Genomic DNA, 25,066 nt, shown 5'->3' with positions numbered 1-25,066 from the left:
CTAGAAATATAGAGTGTTCTAGAAATTTCTAGAACTTTACTTGTAAGACACAAAAAGGTTAAGAACCTCCGACTGGGAAGTCCTTAACCAATTCTTTATTGTTGTGCTAAATTATTTCAGCTCAACTACGGCACCTGCACCTTCGATAGTCTTCTTCAGGTTCTCAGCCTCGTCCTTTGCCATGCCCTCTTTCAGAGTAGCAGGAGCACCGTCAACGAGATCCTTAGCTTCCTTCAGACCGAGACCACAAGCTTCCTTAACAGCCTTAACAACCTGGAGCTTGTTAGCGCCTACTTCTTTCAGAACTACGTCGAAAGAAGTCTTCTCTTCAGCAGCCTCAGCACCACCTGCAGCGGCGGGACCAGCAGCAACTGCAACAGCTGCAGCGGCGGGCTCAATTCCATACTCGTCCTTCAGGACAGTTGCCAACTCTTGTACTTCTTTAACTGAGAGGTTTACCAACTCTTCAGCAATAGCTTTAATATCTGCCATTTTATTCTAATTTTTTAATGTTTTTAAATGTTATTTGTTATACGTTTCGCTTATTTATTACGCTCAGCGATAGCGTCTAGCAGGCCATGGATTTTACCACCAGCGTTGAGACCAGATACAACAGTCTTGATAGGTGACTGCAGCAAAGCCATAACATCGGCGATAAGTTCGTTCTTGCTCTTGATAGAAACCAGTTCTTCGAGTTTGTCTGCACCTACGAAGAAACCTTCTTCAGCGTATGCAGCCTTGAAAGCAGGAATACCTTCCTTCTTGTACTCTTTCAGCAACTTTGCAGGAACATTAGCAGTCTCACAGAAGAGGAGCGCAGTATTTCCTTTCAAGCAACCATACAATGGCTCGAAATCAATCTCAGAAGCCTCGAAAGCCTTGTGAAGCAACTTATTCTTCACAACCACCATTTTAATCTCGCTCTTAAAGCACTTGCGACGAAGATCGCTTGTTTTTTCAGCGTTCAGTCCAGTTACGTCAACGAGATAGAAATGAGGATACTTTTTGAGGTATTCTCCGAGTTCTACAATAATAGTATCTTTTACTTCCTTTTTCATTTTACTAAACTTTTACGAGTTATTCAACTGATTTAGGATCTACCTTAATACCTGCACTCATAGTGCTTGAGATAAAGATACTCTTAATGTATGTACCCTTGGCAGCAGCAGGCTTCAACTTAATGATAGTCTGAATGAACTCTTTTGCGTTCTCGAAAATTTGATCAGCAGTGAATGTAACCTTACCGATTGACGTGTGCACGATACCTGCCTTGTCAACCTTAAAGTCGATCTTACCCTGCTTAACTTCCTTAACTGCCTTAGCAACGTCCATAGTCACAGTACCACTCTTTGGGTTAGGCATCAATCCACGTGGGCCGAGGATACGGCCGAGAGGACCAAGTTTACCCATGCAAGAAGGCATTGTGATGATAACATCAACATCAGTCCAACCAGCTTTGATCTTGTTGATATACTCATCAAGACCAACGTAGTCAGCTCCAGCTTCCTTAGCGGCAGCTTCCTGATCGGGAGTACAGAGAGCCAGAACTCGTGTCACCTTACCAGTACCGTTCGGCAGCGAAACAACGCCACGAACCATCTGATTGGCTTTACGAGGATCTACGCCCAAGCGTACGTCGATATCGAGAGATGCCTCGAACTTAGTGGTGGTAATTTCCTTCACCAGCTCTGCGGCCTCTTTCAAAGAGTATGCCTTCCCTGCTTCAACCTTACCAGCTACCAACTTTTGATTTTTTGTCAGTTTACTCATTGTTCAAATTGAAGTTATTTGTTATTTACCAGGGAAGTCCCCTTTTACAGTGATACCCATACTTCTTGCTGTACCAGCGATCAGCTTCATAGCTGACTCAATGGTAAAACAGTTCAAGTCGCTCATCTTGTCCTCAGCGATTGCGCGTACCTGTTCCCAAGTAACAGCAGCAACCTTCTTACGGTTAGGCTGAGCAGAACCTCCCTTGATCTTGGCAGCCTCCAAGAGCTGGATAGCAGCGGGAGGAGTCTTGATCACGAAGCTAAATGACTTGTCTGCATAGTAAGTGATAACAACTGGCAAAACCTTACCAGCCTTATCCTGGGTTCTGGCGTTGAACTCTTTGCAGAATCCCATGATATTAATACCCTTAGAACCCAAAGCAGGACCTACGGGGGGAGAAGGATTCGCAGCGCCACCTTTAATCTGTAATTTGATTAATCCAGCAACTTCTTTAGCCATTTCTGTTTGTAATTATTTTAATTTTGTTATATAAGCCATCAGAGTGGAAGCCTCTAACAACCGTATATACGAAGTGGACATACCGTAACTTATGTCCTATTCTTTCTCTACTTGTGTGAATGCAAGTTCGAGTGGTGTTTTTCTTCCAAAGATCTTCACCATTACCTTCAACTTGCGTTTGTCTGCGTTAACTTCTTCAATGACACCACTGAATCCGCTGAAAGGACCATCGATGACCTTTACAGTATCATCCACATTGTATGGGATGGCAACATCAGTATTTTCAATGGAAGATTCCTCTGCTGTACCAAGTATTCTGTTGATATCGGCCTGTCTCACCACTTCAGGGTGATCCAAACCACCAAGAAAACCAAGTACATTGGGAATGAAACGAAGCATGTGTGCCACTTCACCTTGCAGGCGGGCCTGAATAAGGACATACCCCGGAAGGAAAAGTTTTTCTTTAATAACACGCTTACCATTGCGCATCATTGCATATTTCTCTGTAGGCAGAAGGATTTCCCCAACGGAAGCATTGAGCACATCGTTATGCTTCTTAGCAGCTTCGATGAACTCTTTTACTTTGCCTTCTTTTCCACTTACAGCACGCAGGACGTACCAATTCATTCCTGACTCAGACATCTTTATGTATTATCTAACAATTAGTTGGGATAAACTAAACTCATGATGGCTTTGAATGCGATATCCATCAGCCATACTATAATTGCAATAATCAAAGAAGCTGTAAGTACCAACACAGCACTTTGTGTCAATTCCTTACGCGTCGGCCATGTCACCTTATGTACGAGTTCGTCATAACATGACTTGCAGTAATTTGCTATTGATTTAAACATATCTTCTTGTTTTAGCACGGGAAGGAGGACTCGAACCCACGACCCTCGGTTTTGGAGACCGATGCTCTACCAACTGAGCTATTCCCGTAAGTAGCCCCTGCCCTGAAGAGCAGGGGCTTTATAGTCAATTCCTAAAGTTTGTCTCGTAAGAGAAAAACTGCTTAGAATTAGTCTTCGAAAACTTCAGTAATCTGACCAGAACCAACGGTGCGGCCACCTTCGCGGATAGCGAAGCGCAGACCCTGGTTCAGAGCAACAGCGTAGATGAGCTCAACAGTGATCTCAACGTTGTCACCAGGCATTACCATTTCAACTCCCTCGGGAAGAGTGATTTCACCGGTGCAGTCCATGGTACGCAGATAGAACTGAGGACGATATTTGTTTCCGAATGGAGTGTGACGACCACCCTCTTCTTTCTTCAGAACGTAGATAGAAGCCTTGAACTTCTTGAAAGGCTTGATCTGTCCAGGATGGCAGAGTACCATACCACGTTTGATCTCGTTCTTATCGATACCACGGAGAAGCAGACCTACGTTATCACCAGCACGACCCTCATCAAGGATCTTACGGAACATTTCTACACCAGTTACAACTGACTTCTTGTCTTCACCAAGACCGAGCAGTTCAACTTCGTCACCAACGTGGATAACACCAGTTTCAATACGACCGGTAGCAACAGTACCACGACCTGTGATTGAGAATACGTCCTCGATAGGCATCAAGAAAGGTTTGTCAGTATCACGTGGAGGCTCCTGAATCCAAGTATCACAGGTATCCATCAGCTCCATAACTTTGTCAACCCATTTTTCAACACCGTTCAATGCACCAAGTGCAGAACCGCGGATGATAGGAGTATCTTCTTCGAAATCGTACTGAGCGAGGATCTCTTGAACTTCCATTTCAACGAGTTCGAGCATTTCCTCATCCTCAACCATATCGCATTTGTTCAGGAATACAACCAGACGTGGAACGTTCACCTGACGAGCGAGCAGAACGTGCTCACGTGTCTGAGGCATAGGACCATCAGTTGCAGCAACAACAAGGATAGCACCGTCCATCTGAGCAGCACCAGTAACCATGTTCTTTACATAGTCAGCGTGTCCTGGGCAGTCAACGTGTGCGTAGTGACGGTTAGCGGTCTCATACTCGATGTGGGCAGAGTTAATGGTGATACCACGCTCTTTTTCCTCAGGAGCATTGTCAATCTGATCGAAAGACTTAACATCCTCTGTACCGAAACCCTTCTCGTGGAGAACCTTAGAGATGGCAGCAGTCAGAGTGGTCTTACCATGGTCAACGTGACCGATAGTACCGATGTTTACGTGCGGTTTGGTGCGCACAAAATTCTCTTTAGCCATAGCTTTTCTTTGTTATTATAATTAATGAATGTTCGATTTAAATCTTGTTTTCTCAAGAGCTGTTACCGAGACTTGAACTCGGGACCTCTTCCTTACCAAGGAAGTGCTCTACCACTGAGTTATAACAGCAGGCTTAGAGCGGAAAACGGGGCTCAAACCCGCGACCCCCAGCTTGGAAGGCTAGTGCTCTATCAACTGAGCTATTTCCGCAATAGACTTCCTATTCGGAAGTGGGTGGTGATGGATTCGAACCACCGAAGTCGAAAGACAACAGATTTACAGTCTGCCCCATTTGGCCGCTCTGGAAACCACCCATTAAAAAAAATTCCGTTACTCCTTAACTTGCCATCAAATTGCTTGTGACCTTGTTCTTTTTCTGAGCCTCTTGTCGGATTCGAACCAACGACCCCGAGATTACAAATCACGTGCTCTGGCCAACTGAGCTAAAGAGGCTTCTCTAAGCATCCACCTCCCGAAGGAGTTGCTAACTGTCGGAAAGCGGATGCAAAGGTAGGCATTATTTTTTAATTACCAAAACTTTTCGCGATTTTTTTTATCGATTACGCATTTTTTCTTTGATTTTCTGCAATTGAACCTTCAAAGAATCGACGCAAAGGTCTGTTGCTTCCTCAAAAGTATCGCTTACTTTCTCTACGAAAACTCTATTCCCCGGAACATTAACAGTAATGCTCACCTCTTTATTTTGTGCTGTTGCTGGCTTCACAACTTTGCATACCACTTCTACGGTTTGGACATCTTCGTAGGTTTTTTCCAGTTTTGCTGTTTTCTTTTCGATGAATGCCTGCAGTTTGTCAGTTGCATCAAAGTGGATTGCTTGAATCTTAATTTCCATAGTTACCTCCATTTTTTAGGGTTAATACTATTTATATTTCACTTATCAGGCCCTTGGATGGGCTTTTTCATACACGCTTTTCAATTGTTCGAATGTTGCGTGTGTATAGATTTCCGTTGTTGCGATGCTCTCGTGTCCGAGCAGTTTGCGCACGCTTTCCAGTTCTGCGCCATTATTCAGCATGGCGGTAGCAAAGGAGTGTCGCAGCACGTGTGGTGATCTTTTCTGCTGTGTTGTGACTTTCGAGAGATTGTTTCTCACTATATTTTCCACCTGTCCCCTACTCACTCGCAGCCCTTTGTCGTTCACAAAGAGTGCTTCTGTATCACGCAGCGGTAGCGTTTCGCGTACTTGAAGATACTGCTGCAAGGTCTCGCAGAGTTCTTTTCCGAAAGGTACGACCCGCTGTTTGTCTCGTTTACCGGTCACTTTGAGTTGCATATTGACGAAATCAACGTCATTCACATCAAGTCCGATAAGTTCTGCCAATCGTATTCCTGTAGAGTATAGCGTTAATATAATAGTACGCGCGCGCATGTCTTTAACCGAATCGCCCCACATGTTGTCTTGATCCATGAGGCGATCCATATCTTTTTCGCGTATGAATTTGGGTAGGGTTTTTTTGAGCTTCGGTCCTTTGACGTAGTGCGAAGGATCTACTGCAACGATTCCGTATGCAAGTGCATACCTATAAAAAGAACGCACGGCACTCAAACAGTTATTCACTGTTGATGCCATGGCGCCTTTATCCATCAAGCTCTCCATCCAGTCTCGGATGACATCGGAGTCTATTGTCTCCCATGAGAGCTGACTATCCCTAAGTTTAAAATACGACTCGAATTCCCTAAGGCTCTTGTCGTAGTTTCGCACTGTGAGTTCGGAGCGATTCCTCTCATAGCGCAGGTAGCTTAAGAATTTCTTGATCATAGACTCGTTGCATTACAGTTTCTATTTCGGCAACGAATTTACGCAAAAAATATCAAACCACCAAATTTTCGCTCTACTTTTTTATTCTTCAGTAGCGCGGAGCTTCTGTACGTAAATAGCGTGTTCCATCTTGAGGCGCTTCAGTACAGACGGCTTATCGAACTGTTGACGACGACGGAGTTCTTTCACAACGCCAGTCTTTTCGAACTTTCTCTTAAACTTTTTGAGGGCCTTTTCGATGTTCTCGCCTTCCTTTACCGGTACAATAATCATGTTCTTTTTGTTTTTATTATTTTAGTTAAACTTTTTATTCTGCCATTAAGCGGGTGCAAAATTACAACATATTTACGAATTGCGCAAGTTTTTTTTCGCTTTTTTGTGATTTTCACTCATTTACAACGGTTTCGTGGCTGTTTTCAGCCATGTTTTTTCATCTTCTGAAAGTATTGGTGCTAATCGGTCATATACCATTTGGTGATATTGGTTGAGCCAATCTATTTCTTCTTCCGACATCATTTCGCGAATAATGGGGCGTCTGTCGATGGGACAGAGTGTGAGGGTTTCAAACTTCAGGAAGGTGCCACATTCGGTTTGGAAAGCAGGAACCACAAGGAGTGTGTTTTCGATTCTGACGCCGAAACGGTCTTTGAGATAAATGCCCGGTTCGTCGGTCACGGTCATTCCTTCGCAGAGCGGTTGCGCCACATATTCCATCCGAATCTGATGCGGTCCTTCATGGACATTGAGGAAGCTTCCCACTCCGTGTCCTGTGCCATGCAGGTAGTTGTATCCGTGTTGCCAGAGGTCGCGACGTGCCACAGCGTCGAGTTGTGTTCCGCTTGCTCCTTTGGGGAATATGAGCATCTGCAACTGTATGTGTCCTTTGAGCACCAGCGTATAAACTTTCCGTTCTTCTTCTGTGAGTTCTCCGAGTGCCAATGTTCTGGTGATATCTGTTGTGCCGTTCTGATATTGTGCGCCACTATCTATGAGCAGAAGACTTTTCCTTTGCAAGGGCACATCAGTTTCTTGAGTCGGTTCATAGTGCACAATAGCTCCATGTGGACCGTATGCTGATATTGTATCAAAAGAGAGTCCGCGATAGAGTGGCTGTTCGGACCGTAGCTGTTCCAGTCGATCAGAAACGGTCAGTTCTGTCATTGTTCCATCTATGGTCTGTTCTTCCATCCATTTCAGAAACTTGACCAAAGCAGCTCCGTCTCGTTGCATTGCCAATCGGAATCCTTTCTGTTCAGCCTCGTTTTTCACAGCTTTCATAGCGGGAATGGGCGATGCAGCCTCAACGACAGGACGCGTCACCGCTTGTCGGAGCGTGTAACAAACCTCATCAGGATCCATCAGAATGTTATATTCCGGATAGTCTTTCAGTCCTTGTTTCACCTGATTATAGTCTGCCATGCGCACACCGAGTTTTGCGAGATAAGCCTTCACCTCGTCCCCTACTTTCTCCTTATATATAAATAAGGTGGCGCTTTGAGTGTCAATCAACAGGAACGAAACGAATAGCGGACAGCAATGGATGTCGTTGCCTCTGAGGTTTAGCGTCCAGGCAATATCATCCAGCGAAGCCACCAACATACCGTCTGCATGTTTTTCCCGAAGTGCTTTTCTTATTCGTTTCAGTTTTGAGGCAGCCTCTTCGCCCGCATATTCCATCGGTTGTATTTCTACGGGACAGAGAGGCACGGTCGGTCTATCTTTCCAGATACGCTGCAAGGGATCCCATGCTGTATGCAGCGTAATGCCCCCAAGTTGTTTGAGTTGAGATTTCAAGTTTTCCACCTCAGCCACTCCGTTGGTCATTCCATCTATTCCCACGGCTTTATCGTCCATGTCGGCAAGTTCGCTACCTATCCATTGTGCGACTGTTGGTGTTTCGGGCATTTTCAGTTTCATCAACTGGTATTCTGTTCCTTTCAGTTGTTCTTCGGCAGCAATGAAATAGCGTGAGTCGGTCCATAGTGCCGCACTTTTCAGTGTGACCACCGCAGTACCCGCAGAACCATTGAATCCACTAATCCATTCGCGTCCTTTCCAATGTTCCGCAGTATATTCGCTATGATGAGGGTCTCCCGTAGTAAACACGAATGCGCTCAGATGTTCTCGGCGCATTTCCTCGCGTAGTATTTCCAGTCTTTTAGCTATAAGTTCTTTGTTCATCATCTCTCATTTTTCCAACAAAGGTAGTGCAAACCGAGAGAAATACAAAGAAAAACTCATTTTTCTTTTGATTAGCCCACACGCCAAAACCGTCAATCGTAGAAAATTTATTTACTCGTATAATATATCATACGCGTTACAGTATTACAGTATTACAGTTTTCAAAAAGCTAAAACGATGGATTTGCAGCATATTTTCCTGCCAAAACCCTAAAAATCCATATTTCGATCACTAAAAACCGTTTTCAAAAACTGTAATACTGTAATACTGTAACGGCAAAAAACTCCGTATTTTGACATTATTTATTTACACGTCAAAACCATTCGACATAATTTTCGCCCCATATTCACCTTCCATGCCTGTGCGCATCATTTCCCGAGCAAGTCCCGAACAAGTCCCGAACAAGTCCCAAGTAAATCCCAAGTAAGTCCGAATCAATTTACGAACGATATAGGAAACAGATGGGAGACACTACAGTCAAGAAAGGGAAGCACCACCCACTAAACTATCATGCAGTTTGAATTCAAACCAGCCATTCGCACATACCATAGTGTTTTCAACACATCTTCCTAATGACCGATTGAGGAGAAAGCCACGCACAATGTCGCATGCGCTTATCAAGAAACAAGCTATTCACTTCAAAATAGCGCCGATGCGTATAGTACCACGCACCGGCACTACCACGATTGTGAATTTGGAAAAAAGATTTCTTTTTATAGTTTATGACTTACTATATATTATCATCCCAGAATTTTGTGCTGTAAAGTACTGCAGCAAAAGCAGGCTTCAGCACCATTTTCTCATCTTTTGTAAGTTCATCCGATTGATCTATAATCTCAATATATTTGTCAATTACAAAAGCCACATCTTTAGATTCTTCAGGATATTGCTTCAATACATCTTCAAACAATTCCAAGATTTTATCCACATTGGAATCATTACCATCTCCTTGGTCCCAACTTTTCATCTGGACATTAGCAGTATCGGTCATCAGCTCTTGATTGACGATTTCGAGCGCACTAATCAGTTTTGAACTTTCATTCTCTGCCAAAGGAGGCACATTTGTTTCTTCGGTTGAACATGCAGCCATCAACAAGGTTGCCAAACACAGGCTTACTGCCCATTTGCATTTCAAGATAGTTTTCATTTTCGTAATCCTTAATTCCGCAACACTATTACAAATATAACTTTTTAAGTACCTGAGCAACAAAAAGTTGCTCAGGAATTTGCCATGTCAGATTTTTCACCTATCTTAGTGTTGCAAATCAAAATATGTATCAAACCAGACAGACATGGCAAAGGTAGCAATTAAATCCGAGAAACTCACTCCTTTTGGAGGAATATTTTCAATAATGGAGCAATTTGACTCCAGACTCTCATCTGTAATCGACTCAACCCTCGGTATGAGATGCAGGCTGTATGGTTATCAATACAGCGAAATCATCCGTTCGCTTATGAGCGTTTATTTTTGTGGCGGCTCATGCATCGAGGATGTCACCACTCATCTGATGTACCACCTTTCGCTTCATCCGACACTTCGCACATGCAGTGCCGACACGATTCTTAGAGCCATAAAGGAACTGACCCAGGATAACATTTCCTACACATCCGACACTGGCAAGACCTACGACTTCAACACGGCAGACAAGCTGAATACACTGCTCCTCAATTGCCTATTGTCCACAGGGCAGCTGAAAGAGGGCGAGGGGTATGACGTTGACTTCGACCACCAGTTCATAGAGGCTGAGAAGTTTGATGCGAAGCCTACATACAAGAAGTTCCTTGGTTATCGCCCTGGCGTGGCGGTTATTGGCAACTTGATTGTCGGCATTGAGAACAGCGACGGCAACACAAATATCCGTTTCCACCAGAAGGACACGCTGAAGAGGTTCTTTGAAAGGTTTGAACAAAACAAGCTTATTATCAACCGTTTCAGAGCTGATTGCGGCTCGTGTTCTGAAGAGATAGTGGAAGAGATTGCTAAACACTGCAAGACCTTCTATATCCGTGCTAACCGATGCAGTTCGCTCTACAATGACATCTTTGCCCTCAGAGGTTGGAAGAAAGTGGAATTGGGCGGCATTGAGTTTGAGCTGGCCTCCATTCTCATCGAGAAATGGAAAGGGAAGGCATACCGTCTTGTGATTCAAAGACAGAAGCGGATAGACGGCGAACTCGACCTGTGGGAAGGAGAATACACCTACCGCTGCATCCTTACAAATGACTACGAGTCTTCCGAGAAAGAGATTGTCGAATTCTATAACCTCCGTGGAGGGAAGGAACGCATCTTCGATGATATGAATAACGGATTCGGCTGGAACAGGCTTCCAAAATCCTTTATGGGAGAAAACACGGTGTTTCTTCTGCTTATGGCACTCATACGCAACTTCTATAAATTCATCATGGCGAGGCTTGACGTGAAGAGGTTCGGACTCAAAGCAACAAGCCGCATCAAGACGTTTGTCTTTAAGTTCATCTCTGTGCCAGCCAAATGGGTCAGGACATCAAGGAAGTATGTGCTGAATATCTATTCATGCAACAATGCTTATGCCAATGTGTTCCAGAATGACTTTGGATAACACCGACAACTTATGGTCGTGATTTTGCGTATTGCCTCAAGTCGCATGGTGGGGTAAGGGGCATTTATATGTCTTTATGGTGACATTCGATGCACTGTGCCCCCTTTTTACTAACGATGCAGATTCTTTTCGCTTCTGTATCATATTAGGCGCGTAGTTGCGGATTTGAGGGTAATTATTAAATTTGTTAGTAATGTTGTTAACTTTCACCAAACGCCAGAAGCATTTCAAATCATCTCGCAGACGTTTCTGATTTCGCTGCAAAGGTAATCAGTATCTTGGTGAAAGCCCTAATAAATTATACACCCAAAATACACCAAATAGCATCGGTGTATTTTGAGTGTATAACAAAACAGTTGTAACAAACTATCTATCAAGCAACTGCGCTACTACAACTGCCGTATTTTCTGACGCCATTTCTTACGCCATTTCTTCGGCGTCATCAAATCTATTAATTCAAGAACCATCAAGAAAGCCCAAAATTTCCAGTCGGCAGGAGCATAGATTAAGCAAATGCCCATTCCTAACAATACAAGTATCAGTCTCCCGTGGTCATAGATATTTTTCTTTTCATCAAACATCTTCGAAAAGAAAGTTTTATCTCGTCTTTGCGCCACAAACATATATATTCCGCCTATGATAAGAAGGGGGAATCCTATGAACACATCTACAATAAATGCCACATCAGATAATCGAATGATAGGTTCAAATACCATGGTTATAAAAATATAACCAAAATACAAAAAGCCGAATATCCGTGGCCATTTATCCGATTTCATACTTATTTCTATCTATTAGTTATTTAAGGGTCATCAATCTGTCTTCAAGACCTTTTGCGCCTTTCACGCCAAACAATTTCTGATTGATTTTTGTTTTCATATTGGTAGTTCGTTGCAAACTAACATTCATGATTGTGGCAATTTCAGAAGGTATGAAGCAGGCACGCAACAACGCACAAACCTGTATTTCCTGTAGCGTCAACTTTTTGGTAGGATCGCTGACAACACTCCAAAACGTTGGCAAGCGAGTCTCCACAAGTTTCACACACTCTTTCAGTTCTTTATTACCAGGCATTTTTCCCCTTTCGAGCATTTCATGCAAACGGGTCACAGCCTCATCGTTGAACATCGTCCGCGCCTCATCCCAGATATCTACATTCTGCTCATGCCCCACATATTCGGTCATTTGCGTGCGCAACGCCTCAAGTTCCTCGCCTTTTTTCTTCACATAAGCCTCATAGTCGTTCTGAAGTTCATCATATTCAGTCCGCGCTTTGTCATAGACATTTCGAAGTTGCAAGAATCTGATGTTCTGTCGTTCCAGTTCCACATTGCGTTTCCTATTCGACACATAATACCATCTGAATATATAAACAGCAAGATACAGCACACTACAGGAAAGTATCAGAATCGTGGCAAGCAATTCTTTCAGATGTCTGACCCATCCTGCCACAGGATAGCCCAACAGCTTAAAATCTTGCGTCCCGACATTCTGGTCTGCCACGATATCTGTACTACATGAAGCGAGCACCATCAATGCGACAAGCATCGATAATACCACCATGATGTTTTCAAGGAAAAATCTATTTCTTTTCATAGCCATGCAGTTTGCGCCTGCAAAGTTACGAAATAATCTGTTATTTCCTTATTCTGAACCATCATTTTATCTCCAAAGTCAGCATCTTTCCTGCGTTCCAAGCAACGCTGATAGTTATTGCGCCATTCGTCCTGCAGCCTCCTTTCCAGCACCAGTTCCTTTATATTTGCTTCCGCTGGCATTGAATGAATAGCGCAACGAGATGTTCAACCGATGGTTGCTCTGTGCAGAATTTTGGTTGAGGGTATAATAGCCACAATCCATATTGACTTTCTGTCGGGTACGCTGCAACACATCATCAACGGTTACTCGCAAGCACAGGGCATCGTTTTTCAGCCAACACTTCTGCACCACAAATCCAAGATTACATATATTGTTCGTCAATCGGAAGTTCATGCAGTCGCCCTTACGCTGGAAATAAAGATAAGACTCCAGTTGCCATTTATGAGGCAGTCGAAACACATTATTCAGATTTGCCACAAACAATGGCCGGTTGTAGTGTACTGTTCTCACGCCACTGGCTTCGCGAGGATCCGCCAAGGTCTGTTTCATGTCGAATTTCTGCATACCCACAGTCCAACTCGGCGAGTAGCACCCCCACGTCGGCGATGCTGTCAGGAATACCGATACACTTCTCACCGGCACATCGAGGTTACGGTTTTTGATGAGCATCACACCTTGATCATTATAGATATACGACCATTGAGTCAGCGCATCGTCAGTCCGTTCATAGTTAGCCATCAGATTGAGCCATTTCCATCGCGCATTTGCACCAATACTGTGAGTCTTGGCATTCTTCAGCTTAGGGTCGCCCGTTTGCAACGAATAGGGATTGATATAGATAACAGCCTCATTGAGCATCCAGTAATTAGGACGTTGTGTCTTCATACTATAGCTGAGCGAAGTCTGTACCGCTCCCCACTGGTTTGCCCAAGAGAAGGAAGGAAACAGATCGTTGGTGTATCGTTCCAACGAGTTGTCATTGTTTATCCTATCCTTATAGTCAAATCCCACATGCTCATAGCGCAGTCCTGCACTCACACTTCCCACTTTAGGAATCTGACAGGCATACTCCACAAATGCGGCAATACTATTCTCCTTTACCTTCGAATCTGTGGTAGGCACGCCATCCATGGTAATCTGATAGAACGACCGTCGCGTCACCCGACTCATCTCCGACCCTACCTGCAACATACCTTTCCATACAGGATAACCCAACACCAGTTTGTCGGCAAACATCTGATTGGTGGTTTTACTATCCGACGTCATCGTGTTATTCTCCAGATTGACGCTTTCTTGAATATCACCATTTTCCTCTTTCTTATTGGTCAGGAAGTCGATATTGAGGTCGATATTGAGTTTCCCCACCTTACCGTTATAGAAGGCATTGCCTTCCCAGTTGTATGGATAGTGTTCATGGAGTTGTTCTTCTGTCACGTTGTTCGTCTCTTCCTTGCTATCGGGCTTGCCCACAATCATCTTCGTCATATAGGTTTTCTGCCATGCATCATAGCCCGAATCATAGTTCTTATGTTGTTCGATGCGCATACCCACGGTATGGTTTTCTGCCAGTTGCAAGTTGAATCCCACGTTCCAGTCCAAACCTTTTCCCGTCCAGTGGTTGAGCAGTCGGGTGTTTTGATTGATGCCAGTCAGTTGGTCGCCACTACGATAATAGCTCCACTGGTGGGGCGCACTATCATTCATCTGATCATGTTTCCATCCGTTCATCATGCCAAAGAGTTCAAAGGCTTTATAGCGATACCGCATATTCAGCGTACTCGATCCATCCCAATACCCATATCGCAGGTCGTTCTGTGAATTGGCAGTCAGATCAAAGCCGAATCCATTGCCCTGTCTGCGTATTGTCTTGATGCGCACCACAGCCGTCACAGTAGCATCATACTGTGCACCCGGATTGGTAATCACCTCCACTTCCTTGATTTCCTCGCTACGCAATCTGGTCAGTTCATCGGCATTTTGCATCTTTCTACCGTTAATATAATAAATAGGTGTGCCTTTCCCCAACACTTCCAAAGCATCGCCCTTCAATGTCATACCCGGTACTTTCGACAACATTTCTTTTGCCGAACCCGATTTCTCCAATACCGTTCCCTGTATGGCAGTCACCATCGAGTTTCCCGTGAGTTTGGTTTTGGGCAGACTTCCTTTCACGGTCACTTCCTGCAACATCTTCGCATCATCCTTTAGCACGACACGTCCTCCAAAGGTATGGGTATTGGCAAATGTCGTCTTATAGCCCACGCTGGTCACTTTTAGCACACCATGGTTTTCTGGTGTTTTGATAAGGAAATGTCCTGTTGCATCAGTTGTTGCACCTTGCACAAAGGCGGAATCACCTTCTGAAAGCAATACCACATTCACGAACTCAAGGGGTTGTCCTTGTTCATCGACCACGGTTCCTTCCACATCAGGCAAATGGGTTGCCATGGCCATCATACTTACTACTGTCAACCATACAGTAAATGCAATTCTTTTCATTTCTGTCTTCGATTTATTGCTGCAAAGATACGCAGGTTCTGCGAATTGCATTTTCATATAAGGGAATAATGGTGTTTCGTCACCATCTGAAATATTAGAAACTGAATTTCAGTCTAAACATGAGTTCTCTCGAACGCAAAGGGTTTATGACGGTAACACGTCGGTTTGCTGACAATCTGAACCATTGGTAGTTAGAACGGTCAAACACATTATTCAATTCCACACCTGCTTCCCACATCATACTTTTGTAGAAGCAGCGCACATCAGCAAAATAATTAGCCGATACCGATCCATCGTTACTATGATAGAATTCGTTGTTCCATTCCAAACGCCAACGTCCAGGCATTACATAAATCTTCAACAGATGAGCAAAAGAATTATGCGTTGAACTCACACCGTCATTCACATCCTGATGTTGCACAGACTGCAACCAATAGGAATCAGCAGTCAACGATAACCAACCACTGGGTTGAAGCGCCAGATGAAAGTTGGTTGTCAACATGGCATTCCTATTGCCTACACATTCTTCATTTAATAGTATGCGCCCCGTATTACAGTTCCAATGACATGATAAAGACATGAACATGCGCGACCACCGCAAGGTCTTTGACAGTCGCGAAAGGATGTTCCATCCGTCCATATCCGTTTCCATAGAGGTTGCCATACTATGGTAACCTGCTTCGTCGATGCTATGACGATAGAGGCGCTGATGGTTCTTATGATTCCATTGCACATGGACAGAAGCAAAATATCCTTTCATCACATCTTTATACTTGATGGCAAACGATATATTGCGAGTCACTGGAACCACTATACCATTTGGTCCTTGATGGCGCAAATAATAGGTGGTGTAGTAAGACATGCCCGTAGTATTCCATCCATCAATAGGCAAAACTGTCTGCCGATAGGTTGACGAAAACTGCCAACGCGATGTAGGCTGCCAGATTGCCTGCAAGTTAATATCCAAATTGGATTGATTCGACCGAACACTATCAAGGCGCTGACCAAGCCACACCACTCCCACATTCGCATTCAACTTCCATGATTTGCGGTTGTAACTGACCATATTGACAACTTTCACTTGATGCGTTTCAAAGCAGAAGTCGGATGTCAACGCTTGGAAGGTTGATGTTCCTCGCTGTTGTTTAGCCTGATAGTCGATGGCATGACCCAGTTGCAGTCCCCACAAACGATACTTTCTGTCGGCTGATGCTCCCCAGAACCAACTGTCCGCATCAAGATATTGAAGCGTTCCGTCTGCCACCACCATCCTACTGGGCAGATGATTCGCCGACACATAAGCCGATGCCGAAACCGAGCCATTGCCCTGCAACCGACGGATCAAGTGCAGACGGTCGTTAAGATAATAGCGGCGTGGTTTGGTGCGAACCGTAACCGGTTGATTATTCCACTGGGTATTACCTCTGCTGTTTTCCACATGGAGAAAGCCCTTCATGGTATTGGTCAGATAAATATGGTCACCGTTCAATTGATAGGTGGCGTCAGCAGACAGTTGACTCCTGTTGCGATAAGCAGCCATCTCTTCAACCACCATTTTACCATCATCTACATCTACATAGAATGTTTCGGTATGTTGTCCCCATTTCGTATGATCCGTTTTACCATCTATTTGGATACGGAAGTCCGCATCCGCCGATGGCTTAAAAAGCCAGTTGGTTGCAAATACATGAGTTTCGTTGAATAATGTGCGATGGTCGTCAAGTGGCGGGGTATTGACTTCCACTCCTTGTACCACTTCACGTTCTGTCGGTGCTCCATCATCAAGTATTGCAATGGCATTGATTTCTTTTCCAATATCTTTTCCAGTATTGTTATACTTATACATCGAGACACTCTGCTTCATACGAGCAAAGAGCATCTCCGTCAGTTTCACATCACCAAGCCATTCGTTTCCGGAGTTTGCAGTCGTTCCTGCTGCCACATCAGCCATGCCCTGCCATACATTCTTTGCACTATCTGTCAGTACAAGGTTTAATGCTGCTTGTTCAGAAAAGACCACATCACGCAACATCTTTACAGGTTGATGATGTTCCATCACCTGTACTTTCTTCACATAATCAGCAGGCAGGTTCTCTGATGCTTGTACGTATTTAGCACCCAGCAAATCCATTCCCTCGATATAGAATTTGTTTATTCTCGTTCCTTGATAGGATATTGCTCCGTTTTTATCTACATCAATACCTGGCATCTTACGAAGTACGTCAGCAATGGTTCGGTCTTGTTTCTGTCGAAAACTATTCACCATATAATCGAGTGTATCTCCTGTTTGGCGTATCCTCGACGATTTCACCACCACGTTTTTTATTTCCGTTGTTTGTTCTTTCAGTATGACGGTCTGCCCTTGTTGGAACATTGAGAGCGACAGGGTATCTTTGGCATAGTTCAAACAAGAGAACATGATGTTTTTTGCAGGCTTTCCTTGTGGCACAGAAACCCGAAACAATCCGTCTGCCTGTGTTTTGGTAAAGCACACCGGTCTATTGCTCTCGCCCAAGAGCAATACGGATACTGATTTGATAGGTTGTCCCTGATCATCGGTCACTCGTCCCTCATACCTCTGCGACCATGCCATAAAAGGTAATAAGAGTAACACGATTGTCAACCAAACACACCTTGTCCAACTCTTACTCATAGTTTTCCATCAAGCAGGGTGTAAATGATTGAGGACGAAAATCTGTATTACTATAGTCTGGCTTAGGCATTCCGTTACGGAAACTCACATAACCACTTTGATCCTTCCAAAACTCCGTAATCTCACGTTGAAACCATTCGGGAGTACACTTACGCATATGGTCACCCCATAAGATTATTGGAGAGCGCTTTTCTTCAATGCCCACACAAGTAAAAAAGAAGTCGCCCTGAGCATCTTCGGCATGGAGTATCAAACCTGGCAAACCTTGAAGTTTCCATGGGCCATCATCTATTGGAATATCCATTGAGTACCATACTGTCCATCTACGGCCTCGCCACTCCCCCACAGCTTTGCTGCAAGAATAGCCACACACTACAGAATCTGCATTCTGCATCTGCCAGTCAATGGCAGGGAGCTCCTGTTCATAGTAATAAAGATATCGGAATATCTCGTCTGTATATGTCAATTCATTCATCGCAGGCAGATGTTTATACACGGCAAAAGAAACTGTTCTTCCAAGTGTTCCGTTGTTTTCCATTGTACGAATCCATTCTCCAACAGATGCACGAACCATTTTAAGCGAATCATCCAATGCGATAAATTGCCTGAATTTAGAATCATAACAAACAGAAACGTCTTTACCTATTTCGAGTACAACATTTCTATTTATATGTTTCTTCTCCTTATTCATTTTCAGTTTTGCTTCATAATTCACGTGCAAATAAGAAGTGTCCAACACTTCTATTGCTTTCGATGAACAACACATCAAACACATTATTATAACGATTCCAAATCTAATCATAGTTGCATTATTATTCTTTCCAGGCCCATAAAAGCCTGGAAAGATAAAAATTATAACATAGCGATTTCTTTATAAAATACGTTCACCATCGGAATTATAAATTGCTTCGCTCTTCAATTCTCCGTCTTCATATATCTCTATAATTGTACAGCCTGTAACACGTTGTTTAGTTACGACAACCTCTGTTTGTGCTGATGCCACAACAGGGAAGGCTATACCTATACCAAGTAGCAACAGCAACGAAATTAGTTTCTTTTTCAATTTTTGTTTTTATCTGTTTAAGTTTTCAAACTTCCCGTCCAGTTCACAGTCGACAATTAACCGGTTTCTATCCGAGATTGGGATACCCTCGCCTCCATTATGCAACAAAATCAGCTACATTTTGCTTCATCTATGATTGGAATCTGTGCGTACCTGACGCCCACAGATTGACATTACAGTTTTAGTTTTCGTCGGTAAAGGTAGTGTGTTTTTATTTTTTTAGCAAGAAAAAGAAGTACATCTTTTACATGCGTCAACCAGTAACAGAGGCTTTACTGTTTAATTATCAAAGCGTTATCAGATAAAATACATTTATTACATCTTTTACTTATCCAAGTCGCATAATGTTCTTTTTTAGTGTCTTTGCACTTTTTTCTCCAAACAACTTTCGATTCGCATCACTGCGAAGATTAGCCACTCGTTGTTTAGTGACACCCATCAGAACAGACATTTCTGCAGGAGTAAAATGAAGACGAGTCAACACACAAGTCATCTGTTCCTTTTCAGACAACATATATCTTTTGTCGTATAAAACCTCTGTGAATTGCGGAAGATCCTGTTTAATCACCTTTTCGAGTTCTATCCATTCCATCTGCGAAGGCACAAATGCACGCGATGCATTTTTATGAAACTGACATACTATCGGACTATGCAACAACGCCATTTCATCATTCCATTCTGTCTGTTTCATCTCTGAATCTACATAGCGCACCAATTCCTGACGAAGTTTTTCTAACTCCTGTTTTTTATTCTTTTGGAATTCCTCCAATCCCAATCGCGATTGATTCAGTTCCTCCACTACTTTATTATATTCAGTAGTCAACTGCATATATCTCTCACGAATAGTATTTCTATGTTGTTGCACAATTCTTTTACGGCGTCGGACGAACACACACAGAAGCCCTGTCAAACACACAAACGCAACAACTACTATACCCGTAACAAATCGATAGTGCTTAGTCTTTTTCGTTGCTTTCATTGCCTTATGCTGACTATCTTCATAGTTATAAATAGCAGTAGCCCTTACAATCTCATCGCCAGAATGAATGAGATTAGCAGTATCATTAGTTTGACAATACAACTTTGCATATTTTACAATAGAATCCTCTTGCTTTTGTTGTTGAAAATAGTCCATTAGCCCTTTATACGCATTTACTTTGGCACTGAATGATGCCCATGGACGTAATGCTTTACGATAATACAAGACCGCACTATCCGAATGGCCTGTATATTGGTAATACTTTCCTCGATATACATAATAGAGTTCTTTTCCTCTTTCGACATTCCCTTTCTGATCAAAGAAACCAGAATGCTTTTCATATTCATTCAGTATGCGTATGACCTCTGGATAATTCCTCCGTTGCAATTCAAAAGCAGCCACATCAATTTCCATTGCCGCAGCAATTGATTCATGCCCCATAGCTCGCAACATGGCAGATGCTCTTCTACTATAGTACAATGCAGAGTCAGGTTGGTTCAGCATATTAAACACTGGAGCAAGATAAGAATAAAACATCCATGCAGACAATGAATCTTTAGCGCGCCAAGCATAATCAACTGCTTTTTTCTCTGCATCAAGTTCCATCTGAGGTACACGTTGTTGATGATACACCTCCGCTATCTGTCCATAGACCCGACTCAACCTTTTAAAATCACATTCAGCAGACATGGTGTCAGCATACTCCATCGCTTGTCGGAAACAGACAAGCGCTTTAGGCATATCGCCTTTATCATAAGCCGAACGACCCATTAAATAATGTGCTGCCATTTTTTCATTAGAAGTCCCCCATTTATCAAACCACATAACCATATTCTGTAACGATGTCACAGTATCCAGTTTTGCACCAGTTTGATTAAGCGAATCTATCCGTTGCAGTTCGCTACGCATCTGCTTTCCGTGGCAAGAATATAATATTAATACACCTATTATATATATGAGCGTTTTAGGGTTCATCATTAGTATTTCTGTTATTCATAGGCAAAGATACAAAATAACAAGCTCATTATGCCACATGGAGTTTACAAACGTATGATATTTTAATTTTTATAACATTAAATTGCAATTAAAGTGTTTCATATAATAAGTTTTTTTGCTAACTTTGCATCGAAAGAAGAACAAACATCATTAATAAAAAACAACTATGGAATATTTATCAAATGACAAGCTTTTGATCGTCGGTGCCGGCGGTATGATTGGTTCAAACATGGTACAGAGCGCTTTGATGCTCGGTCTGACTCCTAACATCTGCCTGTACGATATCTATGAGCCAGGTGTTCATGGTGTATTCGACGAAATTCAGCAGTGCGCTTTCGCAGGTGCTAACGTTACTTACACTGTTAATCCCGAAGAGGCTTTCACAGGTGCTAAATACATCATCTCTTCAGGTGGTGCTCCCCGTAAAGACGGTATGACTCGCGAGGATCTGCTGAAAGGTAACTGCCAGATCGCTGCTGAGTTTGGTGACAACATCAAGAAGTACTGCCCCGAAGTGGAGCACGTTGTTGTTATCTTCAACCCCGCTGACGTAACAGCTCTTACTGCTCTTATCCACTCAGGTCTGAAGCCCAACCAGCTGACTTCACTTGCTGCTCTTGACTCAACCCGTCTGCAGCAGGCTCTCGCACTGGAGTTCGGTGTTCAGCAGGATAAGGTTACCGGTGCTCACACCTATGGTGGTCACGGTGAGCAGATGGCAGTATTCGCTTCTCAGGTTAAGGTTGACGGCAAACCTCTCTCAGAGATGGGTCTCTCAGCTGAGCGTTGGGAAGAGATCAAGCACCACACCGTACAGGGTGGTTCTAACATCATCAAGCTCCGTGGTCGTAGCTCATTCCAGAGCCCTGCCTACAATGCTGTGAAGATGATTGAGGCTGCTATGGGTGGTGAGAAGTTCACTCTGCCTGCTGGTTGCTATGTAAACTGCGACAAGTGTGGTTTCAAGAACGTGATGATGGCTATGCCTTCTACCATCGACAAGACTGGTGTTCACTTTGTTGAGCCTGCTGGTACAGAAGAGGAGATGGCTTCACTCGCCAAGTCTTACGAGCACCTTTGCAAGATGCGCGACGAGATCGTAGAACTGGGCATCGTTCCTCCTGTTGCTGAATGGAAGGAAATGAACCCCAACCTCTAATTCATAACTTACACGAACTATTGTTCAAAGGTCCTGACCATGCCGTCAGGACCTTTTCTTTGTTATATAGGAAATGTTGCTTATCAACGGAACACACCATAGTTTCTAAGCTCCATAAACCATGAAGCATAGTGGTTAAATCAAGAAAAGTATTTGTTCACATTATATATATGTATCGCGCACGCGACACACGAAATATTCGACCATCGACCACCCTGTTTTTCTATCTTATTGATCTACAATCAATCACAAAAATACAGTACAGATTTACGACCACCATTCGACCACCGATCGACCACCATTCGACCACACGACAACAAACTGGCGTCTGCATGAATCCTTGCAACGGCTACTGCAATACATTCACCACATCTTTCTGTCTTTCAACAGGTGTCACTTTGACCGAAACCACCTTTCCACCTTTCATTTCAGCCTCAACAATGGTGCCGTGAGCAGCATGTAGTCGGAAGTGAACATCCCACTCTTCAGGCCATGCCGGGAAGATATAGAGTTTATCACCAACTTCCTGCAACAGCATTTCCTGCATGCCAATCATGCCCGAACCGCCCCAGTTGTGGTCAGGAGTCCAATCATAGCCAGGTCCCCAAAATGCCGGAAAGCGATGCGGACCGTCGGCAAGTTTCTTTTCCAATAGTCCTTTTGCCTCATCTCTCATGCCGAGACATGCTGCCCATATCACATCCTGTTTCCAACCGATGTGCGTTCGGAACTTCAGCGCCAATGAATCTTCCTGATAGGTGCGTTTCGCCACGTCGATATCAGGGCGTCCTACGCCATAGATGCGCCATGGAAATACCGAATAGAGTTGTGGTGTTTCCACATTCTGCACCCTTTCATAATGTACTGCAGGAGCAATTTTTCCATCGCGAACTGTAATCTCCGGCAATCGCTGATAGAAGTCAGCGAGCAGCGAGTCGCCACCCAGATAGTCAATGAGTGCTGTGGTCACGGTGCGCAAAGCCGCAATAGTAGAAGTAGAATTATAGGCACCCTTGATAGTCTCACATCCACTTCCGGGATAGAGCACCAGTTTTCCATTTCCATCGAGCGTCTTTGCACTGCGTTTGCGTGCCAGATACTGATAGTGTTCATCGAAGAAGCGGAGACATGATCGTATCATCGGCACATAGTCGGAGATATCCATACCCGAATAGCGATGCGCCTCCAACGCCATCATGCAAAACTCCAAGCAGGTGTCCCATTCGTATTCCAACCACGCATTGTGCTCCATGCCAGGGTCAAAGTCATCGGGACGCTTCGTGCCATACTCCGGCAAACAAGGCAAACCATAGTTTTCCACCTGTTCTGTGAGACACGCACCGCCATGGTTCCAATACACCTTCGACCGCAATTCTGCATTGCGATAGATGCGAAGATAGAAGTCGAGTTGTGGTTTAAGCACATCATAATCGCCGTTTTTCAGCATCGGCCAATACACCAACCGTTGGTTTTGTGCCGTATGCACACCACCGCCCCAGTTGCGGTAGTCGGGTGTGATGCGATATTCGGGAGCCTTTTCCACATATTCCGGATCGAAAGTAAAGAGTCCGCCGTTGAATTTTGTAGGCCATTCGCCACGACTGTTGCACCCTAACATATAGCGGAACAAGGTATAGTTGCGCACGGCGGGAACGTTGCCCTCTACGAAACTGCGTTGCCAGAACTGCCGCCACCACTGCCGAGCGACTTTCTTGTCACGTTTCTGATTGACGGTTTTCGTGGTTTGTGCCAGTTGTTGCATCCATTGCGCCATGGTTCCCTGACACGTAGCCATAGCAATCATAACCGCTTGGCGCGATGCTTTTCTGGTCGAGCGATAGGTCCATCGCTCATAATCGGTACTGGCATATTGCCCTGTAGAATGACTGTCAAACACAAAGCCGTCGCCTGTCAGTTGTCCGCCGAAGGTCAGTTTCGCCAAAGGATTATACATCTGTTGTTTCACCGTCTCCATTTTTTGCTGCTTCACCGTAGCATCGAAGATGGTCACATCACTGTTATGATGGAAGAATATCAGCTTGTCCGCAGCCTTCAAAATACTGTCGCGCCTTGTGACAAGCGTTTTAGGAGCAGCAAATTTATAGGAAGTTTGGAAACGACCACGCTTGCCAAGCAGCCTGTCATGGGTTCTCCACGACTCATACGATACCTCTGCCTGACAGTTGCCCTGCTTGTCGGTCATCTCCACATGTACCACGGGTTTCTCCACATCCGCCCATATCAATACGGTCTGACTACCGTCGGTCACTTCACAATAGCCTTCCTGCAACACCAACCGCTGGCGGAAGGCAGTAGTATTGAATGGTCGCGAGAGATGAATGCGGAAGCGTCCGAGCTTCAGCAAACTATTGTTTTCATCGAAACAGCCGCTGCGCGAGAGGTAGAAGAGCACATCACCCTGTTCCACCCAGACGTTCATGCCCACATCACCTCCGCCACACGGCATCGACTGCGAGGCATTGCTGCTTGGCGAAGTCCATTCGTAGGGAGCGGGCTGGGCTTGTACTTTCGCCATGACAACCATCATGGCAAATACCGTCAGCAGCGTCTTTCCGATGTTCATGATCATTCTGTTTGTTTGCCGAAATGGCAATCTGGATTTTCCTCCTTATACCATTTGGAGTATTCCACATAGTGCTTGGCATTATCAGTCTGTCCCGGACGCGTAGGTTTAAGATATTTGGCAGGCACTCCACCCCATATCTCGTGAGGTCCTATCTTCGTGTTTTGGAGCACCAATGCACCGGCAGCCACGATAGCTCCCTCGCCCACTTCACATCCGTCGAGCAGTGTTGATCCCATACCAATGAGTGCTCCGTCGTGGATGGTGCAGGCATGAACGGTGACGTTATGACCGATGGTTACATCGCTGCCGATCACTGTCGGACCCGTATCGTGGGTCACATGAATACAGGAACCATCTTGCACATTGGTGCGGTCGCCGATGGTAATAGGAGCCACATCGCCCCTTACCACCGCATTAAACCATATAGAACACTCGTCGCCCATGGTCACTTCGCCCACGATGGTGGCATTTTCACTAAAATAGCAGTCGCGTCCCCATTTGGGTGCGAGTCCTTTTATCGTCTTGATTAAAGCCATAAGATAGTCAA

The 25,066-nt window shown here is 44.3% G+C and carries 23 protein-coding genes and 5 tRNA genes; 2 read left to right on the top strand and 26 right to left on the bottom strand.

Annotated features, from left to right (window positions below; genetic code table 11):
- Window positions 1–111 precede the first annotated feature (111 nt).
- The 17 genes from rplL to CIK93_RS05215 all read right to left on the bottom strand — a co-directional run bounded on the left by rplL (window position 112) and on the right by CIK93_RS05215 (window position 9,552).
- Window positions 112–492, bottom strand: coding sequence for a 50S ribosomal protein L7/L12 (rplL, locus tag CIK93_RS05295; protein ID WP_094391135.1), 381 nt, complete (start codon window positions 490–492; stop codon window positions 112–114).
- 50 nt (window positions 493–542) lie between these two features.
- A complete protein-coding gene (gene rplJ / locus CIK93_RS05290; RefSeq protein WP_094434378.1) occupies window positions 543–1,058 on the bottom strand; it encodes a 50S ribosomal protein L10 in 516 nt (171 codons plus the stop codon).
- Window positions 1,059–1,077: 19 nt separating this feature from the next.
- Window positions 1,078–1,770 (bottom strand): 50S ribosomal protein L1, encoded by a 693-nt coding sequence (rplA, locus tag CIK93_RS05285; RefSeq protein WP_094391133.1) that lies wholly within the window; start codon window positions 1,768–1,770, stop codon window positions 1,078–1,080.
- Between the two features lie 21 nt (window positions 1,771–1,791).
- Complete coding sequence (gene rplK, locus CIK93_RS05280) at window positions 1,792–2,232, bottom strand: 50S ribosomal protein L11 (RefSeq protein ID WP_094391132.1); 441 nt, start codon at window positions 2,230–2,232, stop codon at window positions 1,792–1,794.
- A gap of 96 nt (window positions 2,233–2,328) precedes the next feature.
- The gene (nusG, locus tag CIK93_RS05275) at window positions 2,329–2,874 is read right to left on the bottom strand and encodes a transcription termination/antitermination protein NusG (RefSeq protein WP_094434376.1); all 546 of its coding nucleotides are present in this window, start codon (window positions 2,872–2,874) and stop codon (window positions 2,329–2,331) included.
- A gap of 20 nt (window positions 2,875–2,894) precedes the next feature.
- The gene (gene secE / locus CIK93_RS05270) at window positions 2,895–3,086 is read right to left on the bottom strand and encodes a preprotein translocase subunit SecE (protein ID WP_094391130.1); all 192 of its coding nucleotides are present in this window, start codon (window positions 3,084–3,086) and stop codon (window positions 2,895–2,897) included.
- 15 nt (window positions 3,087–3,101) lie between these two features.
- A tRNA-Trp gene (locus CIK93_RS05265) sits at window positions 3,102–3,174 on the bottom strand.
- Between the two features lie 79 nt (window positions 3,175–3,253).
- Entirely contained in the window at window positions 3,254–4,444 is a 1,191-nt protein-coding gene (gene tuf / locus CIK93_RS05260) for an elongation factor Tu (protein WP_094391129.1), read from the bottom strand.
- Window positions 4,445–4,501: 57 nt separating this feature from the next.
- Window positions 4,502–4,573 (bottom strand) — tRNA-Thr (locus tag CIK93_RS05255).
- 8 nt (window positions 4,574–4,581) lie between these two features.
- A tRNA-Gly gene (locus CIK93_RS05250) sits at window positions 4,582–4,654 on the bottom strand.
- Window positions 4,655–4,675: 21 nt separating this feature from the next.
- Window positions 4,676–4,758 (bottom strand) — tRNA-Tyr (locus CIK93_RS05245).
- Window positions 4,759–4,823: 65 nt separating this feature from the next.
- Window positions 4,824–4,897: transfer RNA gene (locus CIK93_RS05240), tRNA-Thr, on the bottom strand.
- Between the two features lie 100 nt (window positions 4,898–4,997).
- Entirely contained in the window at window positions 4,998–5,297 is a 300-nt protein-coding gene (hpf, locus tag CIK93_RS05235) for a ribosome hibernation-promoting factor, HPF/YfiA family (protein WP_094446816.1), read from the bottom strand.
- Window positions 5,298–5,342: 45 nt separating this feature from the next.
- Window positions 5,343–6,224, bottom strand: coding sequence for a site-specific tyrosine recombinase/integron integrase (xerA, locus tag CIK93_RS05230; protein WP_094440477.1), 882 nt, complete (start codon window positions 6,222–6,224; stop codon window positions 5,343–5,345).
- A gap of 81 nt (window positions 6,225–6,305) precedes the next feature.
- Window positions 6,306–6,497, bottom strand: coding sequence for a 30S ribosomal protein S21 (gene rpsU / locus CIK93_RS05225; RefSeq protein ID WP_094391127.1), 192 nt, complete (start codon window positions 6,495–6,497; stop codon window positions 6,306–6,308).
- Between the two features lie 120 nt (window positions 6,498–6,617).
- On the bottom strand, window positions 6,618–8,408 hold the full coding sequence (locus CIK93_RS05220) for an aminopeptidase P family protein (protein ID WP_371327165.1): 1,791 nt from the start codon (window positions 8,406–8,408) through the stop codon (window positions 6,618–6,620).
- 727 nt (window positions 8,409–9,135) lie between these two features.
- On the bottom strand, window positions 9,136–9,552 hold the full coding sequence (locus tag CIK93_RS05215; protein WP_094446787.1) for a hypothetical protein: 417 nt from the start codon (window positions 9,550–9,552) through the stop codon (window positions 9,136–9,138).
- Window positions 9,553–9,697: 145 nt separating this feature from the next.
- Between CIK93_RS05215 and CIK93_RS05210 the strand changes: the two genes are divergently transcribed.
- Window positions 9,698–10,984 (top strand): IS1380 family transposase, encoded by a 1,287-nt coding sequence (locus tag CIK93_RS05210; protein WP_094446786.1) that lies wholly within the window; start codon window positions 9,698–9,700, stop codon window positions 10,982–10,984.
- A gap of 389 nt (window positions 10,985–11,373) precedes the next feature.
- Here CIK93_RS05210 and CIK93_RS05205 read toward each other — a convergent pair whose 3' ends face one another.
- The 7 genes from CIK93_RS05205 to CIK93_RS05175 form a co-directional block, all read right to left on the bottom strand.
- Window positions 11,374–11,763: a hypothetical protein gene (locus CIK93_RS05205; RefSeq protein ID WP_144007565.1), complete on the bottom strand. Its 390-nt coding sequence runs from the start codon at window positions 11,761–11,763 to the stop codon at window positions 11,374–11,376.
- A 19-nt stretch (window positions 11,764–11,782) separates the two neighbouring features.
- Window positions 11,783–12,580 carry a hypothetical protein gene (locus tag CIK93_RS05200; RefSeq protein WP_144007564.1) on the bottom strand — a complete coding sequence of 266 codons (798 nt, stop codon included), beginning with the start codon at window positions 12,578–12,580 and terminating at the stop codon, window positions 11,783–11,785.
- 114 nt (window positions 12,581–12,694) lie between these two features.
- Complete coding sequence (locus CIK93_RS05195) at window positions 12,695–15,082, bottom strand: outer membrane beta-barrel family protein (protein ID WP_158215475.1); 2,388 nt, start codon at window positions 15,080–15,082, stop codon at window positions 12,695–12,697.
- A 94-nt stretch (window positions 15,083–15,176) separates the two neighbouring features.
- Window positions 15,177–17,735 (bottom strand): carboxypeptidase-like regulatory domain-containing protein, encoded by a 2,559-nt coding sequence (locus CIK93_RS05190; protein WP_144007563.1) that lies wholly within the window; start codon window positions 17,733–17,735, stop codon window positions 15,177–15,179.
- Window positions 17,728–18,537: a GLPGLI family protein gene (locus CIK93_RS05185; protein WP_094391123.1), complete on the bottom strand. Its 810-nt coding sequence runs from the start codon at window positions 18,535–18,537 to the stop codon at window positions 17,728–17,730. Before CIK93_RS05185 ends, CIK93_RS05190 begins: the two co-directional genes overlap by 8 nt.
- 69 nt (window positions 18,538–18,606) lie before the next feature.
- Window positions 18,607–18,798, bottom strand: a complete 192-nt coding sequence (locus CIK93_RS05180) for a hypothetical protein (RefSeq protein ID WP_094391122.1) — start codon at window positions 18,796–18,798, stop codon at window positions 18,607–18,609.
- Between the two features lie 328 nt (window positions 18,799–19,126).
- Window positions 19,127–20,755 (bottom strand): hypothetical protein, encoded by a 1,629-nt coding sequence (locus tag CIK93_RS05175; RefSeq protein WP_094446781.1) that lies wholly within the window; start codon window positions 20,753–20,755, stop codon window positions 19,127–19,129.
- 184 nt (window positions 20,756–20,939) lie between these two features.
- Here CIK93_RS05175 and CIK93_RS05170 point away from each other — a divergent pair, with 184 nt between their 5' ends.
- Window positions 20,940–21,932: a malate dehydrogenase gene (locus tag CIK93_RS05170; RefSeq protein ID WP_094391120.1), complete on the top strand. Its 993-nt coding sequence runs from the start codon at window positions 20,940–20,942 to the stop codon at window positions 21,930–21,932.
- Between the two features lie 349 nt (window positions 21,933–22,281).
- Here CIK93_RS05170 and CIK93_RS05165 read toward each other — a convergent pair whose 3' ends face one another.
- Together CIK93_RS05165 and CIK93_RS05160 are read right to left on the bottom strand one after the other, a co-directional pair.
- Entirely contained in the window at window positions 22,282–24,522 is a 2,241-nt protein-coding gene (locus CIK93_RS05165; protein WP_371327177.1) for a DUF5703 domain-containing protein, read from the bottom strand.
- The gene (locus tag CIK93_RS05160; RefSeq protein ID WP_094391119.1) at window positions 24,519–25,055 is read right to left on the bottom strand and encodes a gamma carbonic anhydrase family protein; all 537 of its coding nucleotides are present in this window, start codon (window positions 25,053–25,055) and stop codon (window positions 24,519–24,521) included. Before CIK93_RS05160 ends, CIK93_RS05165 begins: the two co-directional genes overlap by 4 nt.
- Between the last annotated feature and the right edge of the window lie 11 nt (window positions 25,056–25,066).

The organism is Prevotella sp. P3-92 (genome assembly GCF_002251205.1).
In the GTDB taxonomy this organism is placed as follows: domain Bacteria; phylum Bacteroidota; class Bacteroidia; order Bacteroidales; family Bacteroidaceae; genus Prevotella.
This window is presented reverse-complemented; position numbering and strand designations above follow the sequence as displayed.

What these genes read in the sequence shown, in the direction of transcription:
- CIK93_RS05185 (WP_094391123.1), bottom strand. Translation starts at nt 18,537, where the DNA reads ATGATTAGATTTGGAATCGTTATAATAATGTGTTTGATGTGTTGTTCA.
- rplK (WP_094391132.1), bottom strand. Translation starts at nt 2,232, where the DNA reads ATGGCTAAAGAAGTTGCTGGATTAATCAAATTACAGATTAAAGGTGGC.
- CIK93_RS05170 (WP_094391120.1), top strand. Translation starts at nt 20,940, where the DNA reads ATGGAATATTTATCAAATGACAAGCTTTTGATCGTCGGTGCCGGCGGT.
- rpsU (WP_094391127.1), bottom strand. Translation starts at nt 6,497, where the DNA reads ATGATTATTGTACCGGTAAAGGAAGGCGAGAACATCGAAAAGGCCCTC.
- CIK93_RS05165 (WP_371327177.1), bottom strand. Translation starts at nt 24,522, where the DNA reads ATGATCATGAACATCGGAAAGACGCTGCTGACGGTATTTGCCATGATG.
- CIK93_RS05160 (WP_094391119.1), bottom strand. Translation starts at nt 25,055, where the DNA reads ATGGCTTTAATCAAGACGATAAAAGGACTCGCACCCAAATGGGGACGC.
- nusG (WP_094434376.1), bottom strand. Translation starts at nt 2,874, where the DNA reads ATGTCTGAGTCAGGAATGAATTGGTACGTCCTGCGTGCTGTAAGTGGA.
- CIK93_RS05190 (WP_144007563.1), bottom strand. Translation starts at nt 17,735, where the DNA reads ATGAGTAAGAGTTGGACAAGGTGTGTTTGGTTGACAATCGTGTTACTC.
- rplJ (WP_094434378.1), bottom strand. Translation starts at nt 1,058, where the DNA reads ATGAAAAAGGAAGTAAAAGATACTATTATTGTAGAACTCGGAGAATAC.
- CIK93_RS05175 (WP_094446781.1), bottom strand. Translation starts at nt 20,755, where the DNA reads ATGATGAACCCTAAAACGCTCATATATATAATAGGTGTATTAATATTA.
- CIK93_RS05220 (WP_371327165.1), bottom strand. Translation starts at nt 8,408, where the DNA reads ATGATGAACAAAGAACTTATAGCTAAAAGACTGGAAATACTACGCGAG.
- hpf (WP_094446816.1), bottom strand. Translation starts at nt 5,297, where the DNA reads ATGGAAATTAAGATTCAAGCAATCCACTTTGATGCAACTGACAAACTG.
- secE (WP_094391130.1), bottom strand. Translation starts at nt 3,086, where the DNA reads ATGTTTAAATCAATAGCAAATTACTGCAAGTCATGTTATGACGAACTC.
- CIK93_RS05205 (WP_144007565.1), bottom strand. Translation starts at nt 11,763, where the DNA reads ATGAAATCGGATAAATGGCCACGGATATTCGGCTTTTTGTATTTTGGT.
- rplA (WP_094391133.1), bottom strand. Translation starts at nt 1,770, where the DNA reads ATGAGTAAACTGACAAAAAATCAAAAGTTGGTAGCTGGTAAGGTTGAA.
- rplL (WP_094391135.1), bottom strand. Translation starts at nt 492, where the DNA reads ATGGCAGATATTAAAGCTATTGCTGAAGAGTTGGTAAACCTCTCAGTT.
- tuf (WP_094391129.1), bottom strand. Translation starts at nt 4,444, where the DNA reads ATGGCTAAAGAGAATTTTGTGCGCACCAAACCGCACGTAAACATCGGT.
- xerA (WP_094440477.1), bottom strand. Translation starts at nt 6,224, where the DNA reads ATGATCAAGAAATTCTTAAGCTACCTGCGCTATGAGAGGAATCGCTCC.
- CIK93_RS05200 (WP_144007564.1), bottom strand. Translation starts at nt 12,580, where the DNA reads ATGAAAAGAAATAGATTTTTCCTTGAAAACATCATGGTGGTATTATCG.
- CIK93_RS05195 (WP_158215475.1), bottom strand. Translation starts at nt 15,082, where the DNA reads ATGAAAAGAATTGCATTTACTGTATGGTTGACAGTAGTAAGTATGATG.
- CIK93_RS05210 (WP_094446786.1), top strand. Translation starts at nt 9,698, where the DNA reads ATGGCAAAGGTAGCAATTAAATCCGAGAAACTCACTCCTTTTGGAGGA.
- CIK93_RS05215 (WP_094446787.1), bottom strand. Translation starts at nt 9,552, where the DNA reads ATGAAAACTATCTTGAAATGCAAATGGGCAGTAAGCCTGTGTTTGGCA.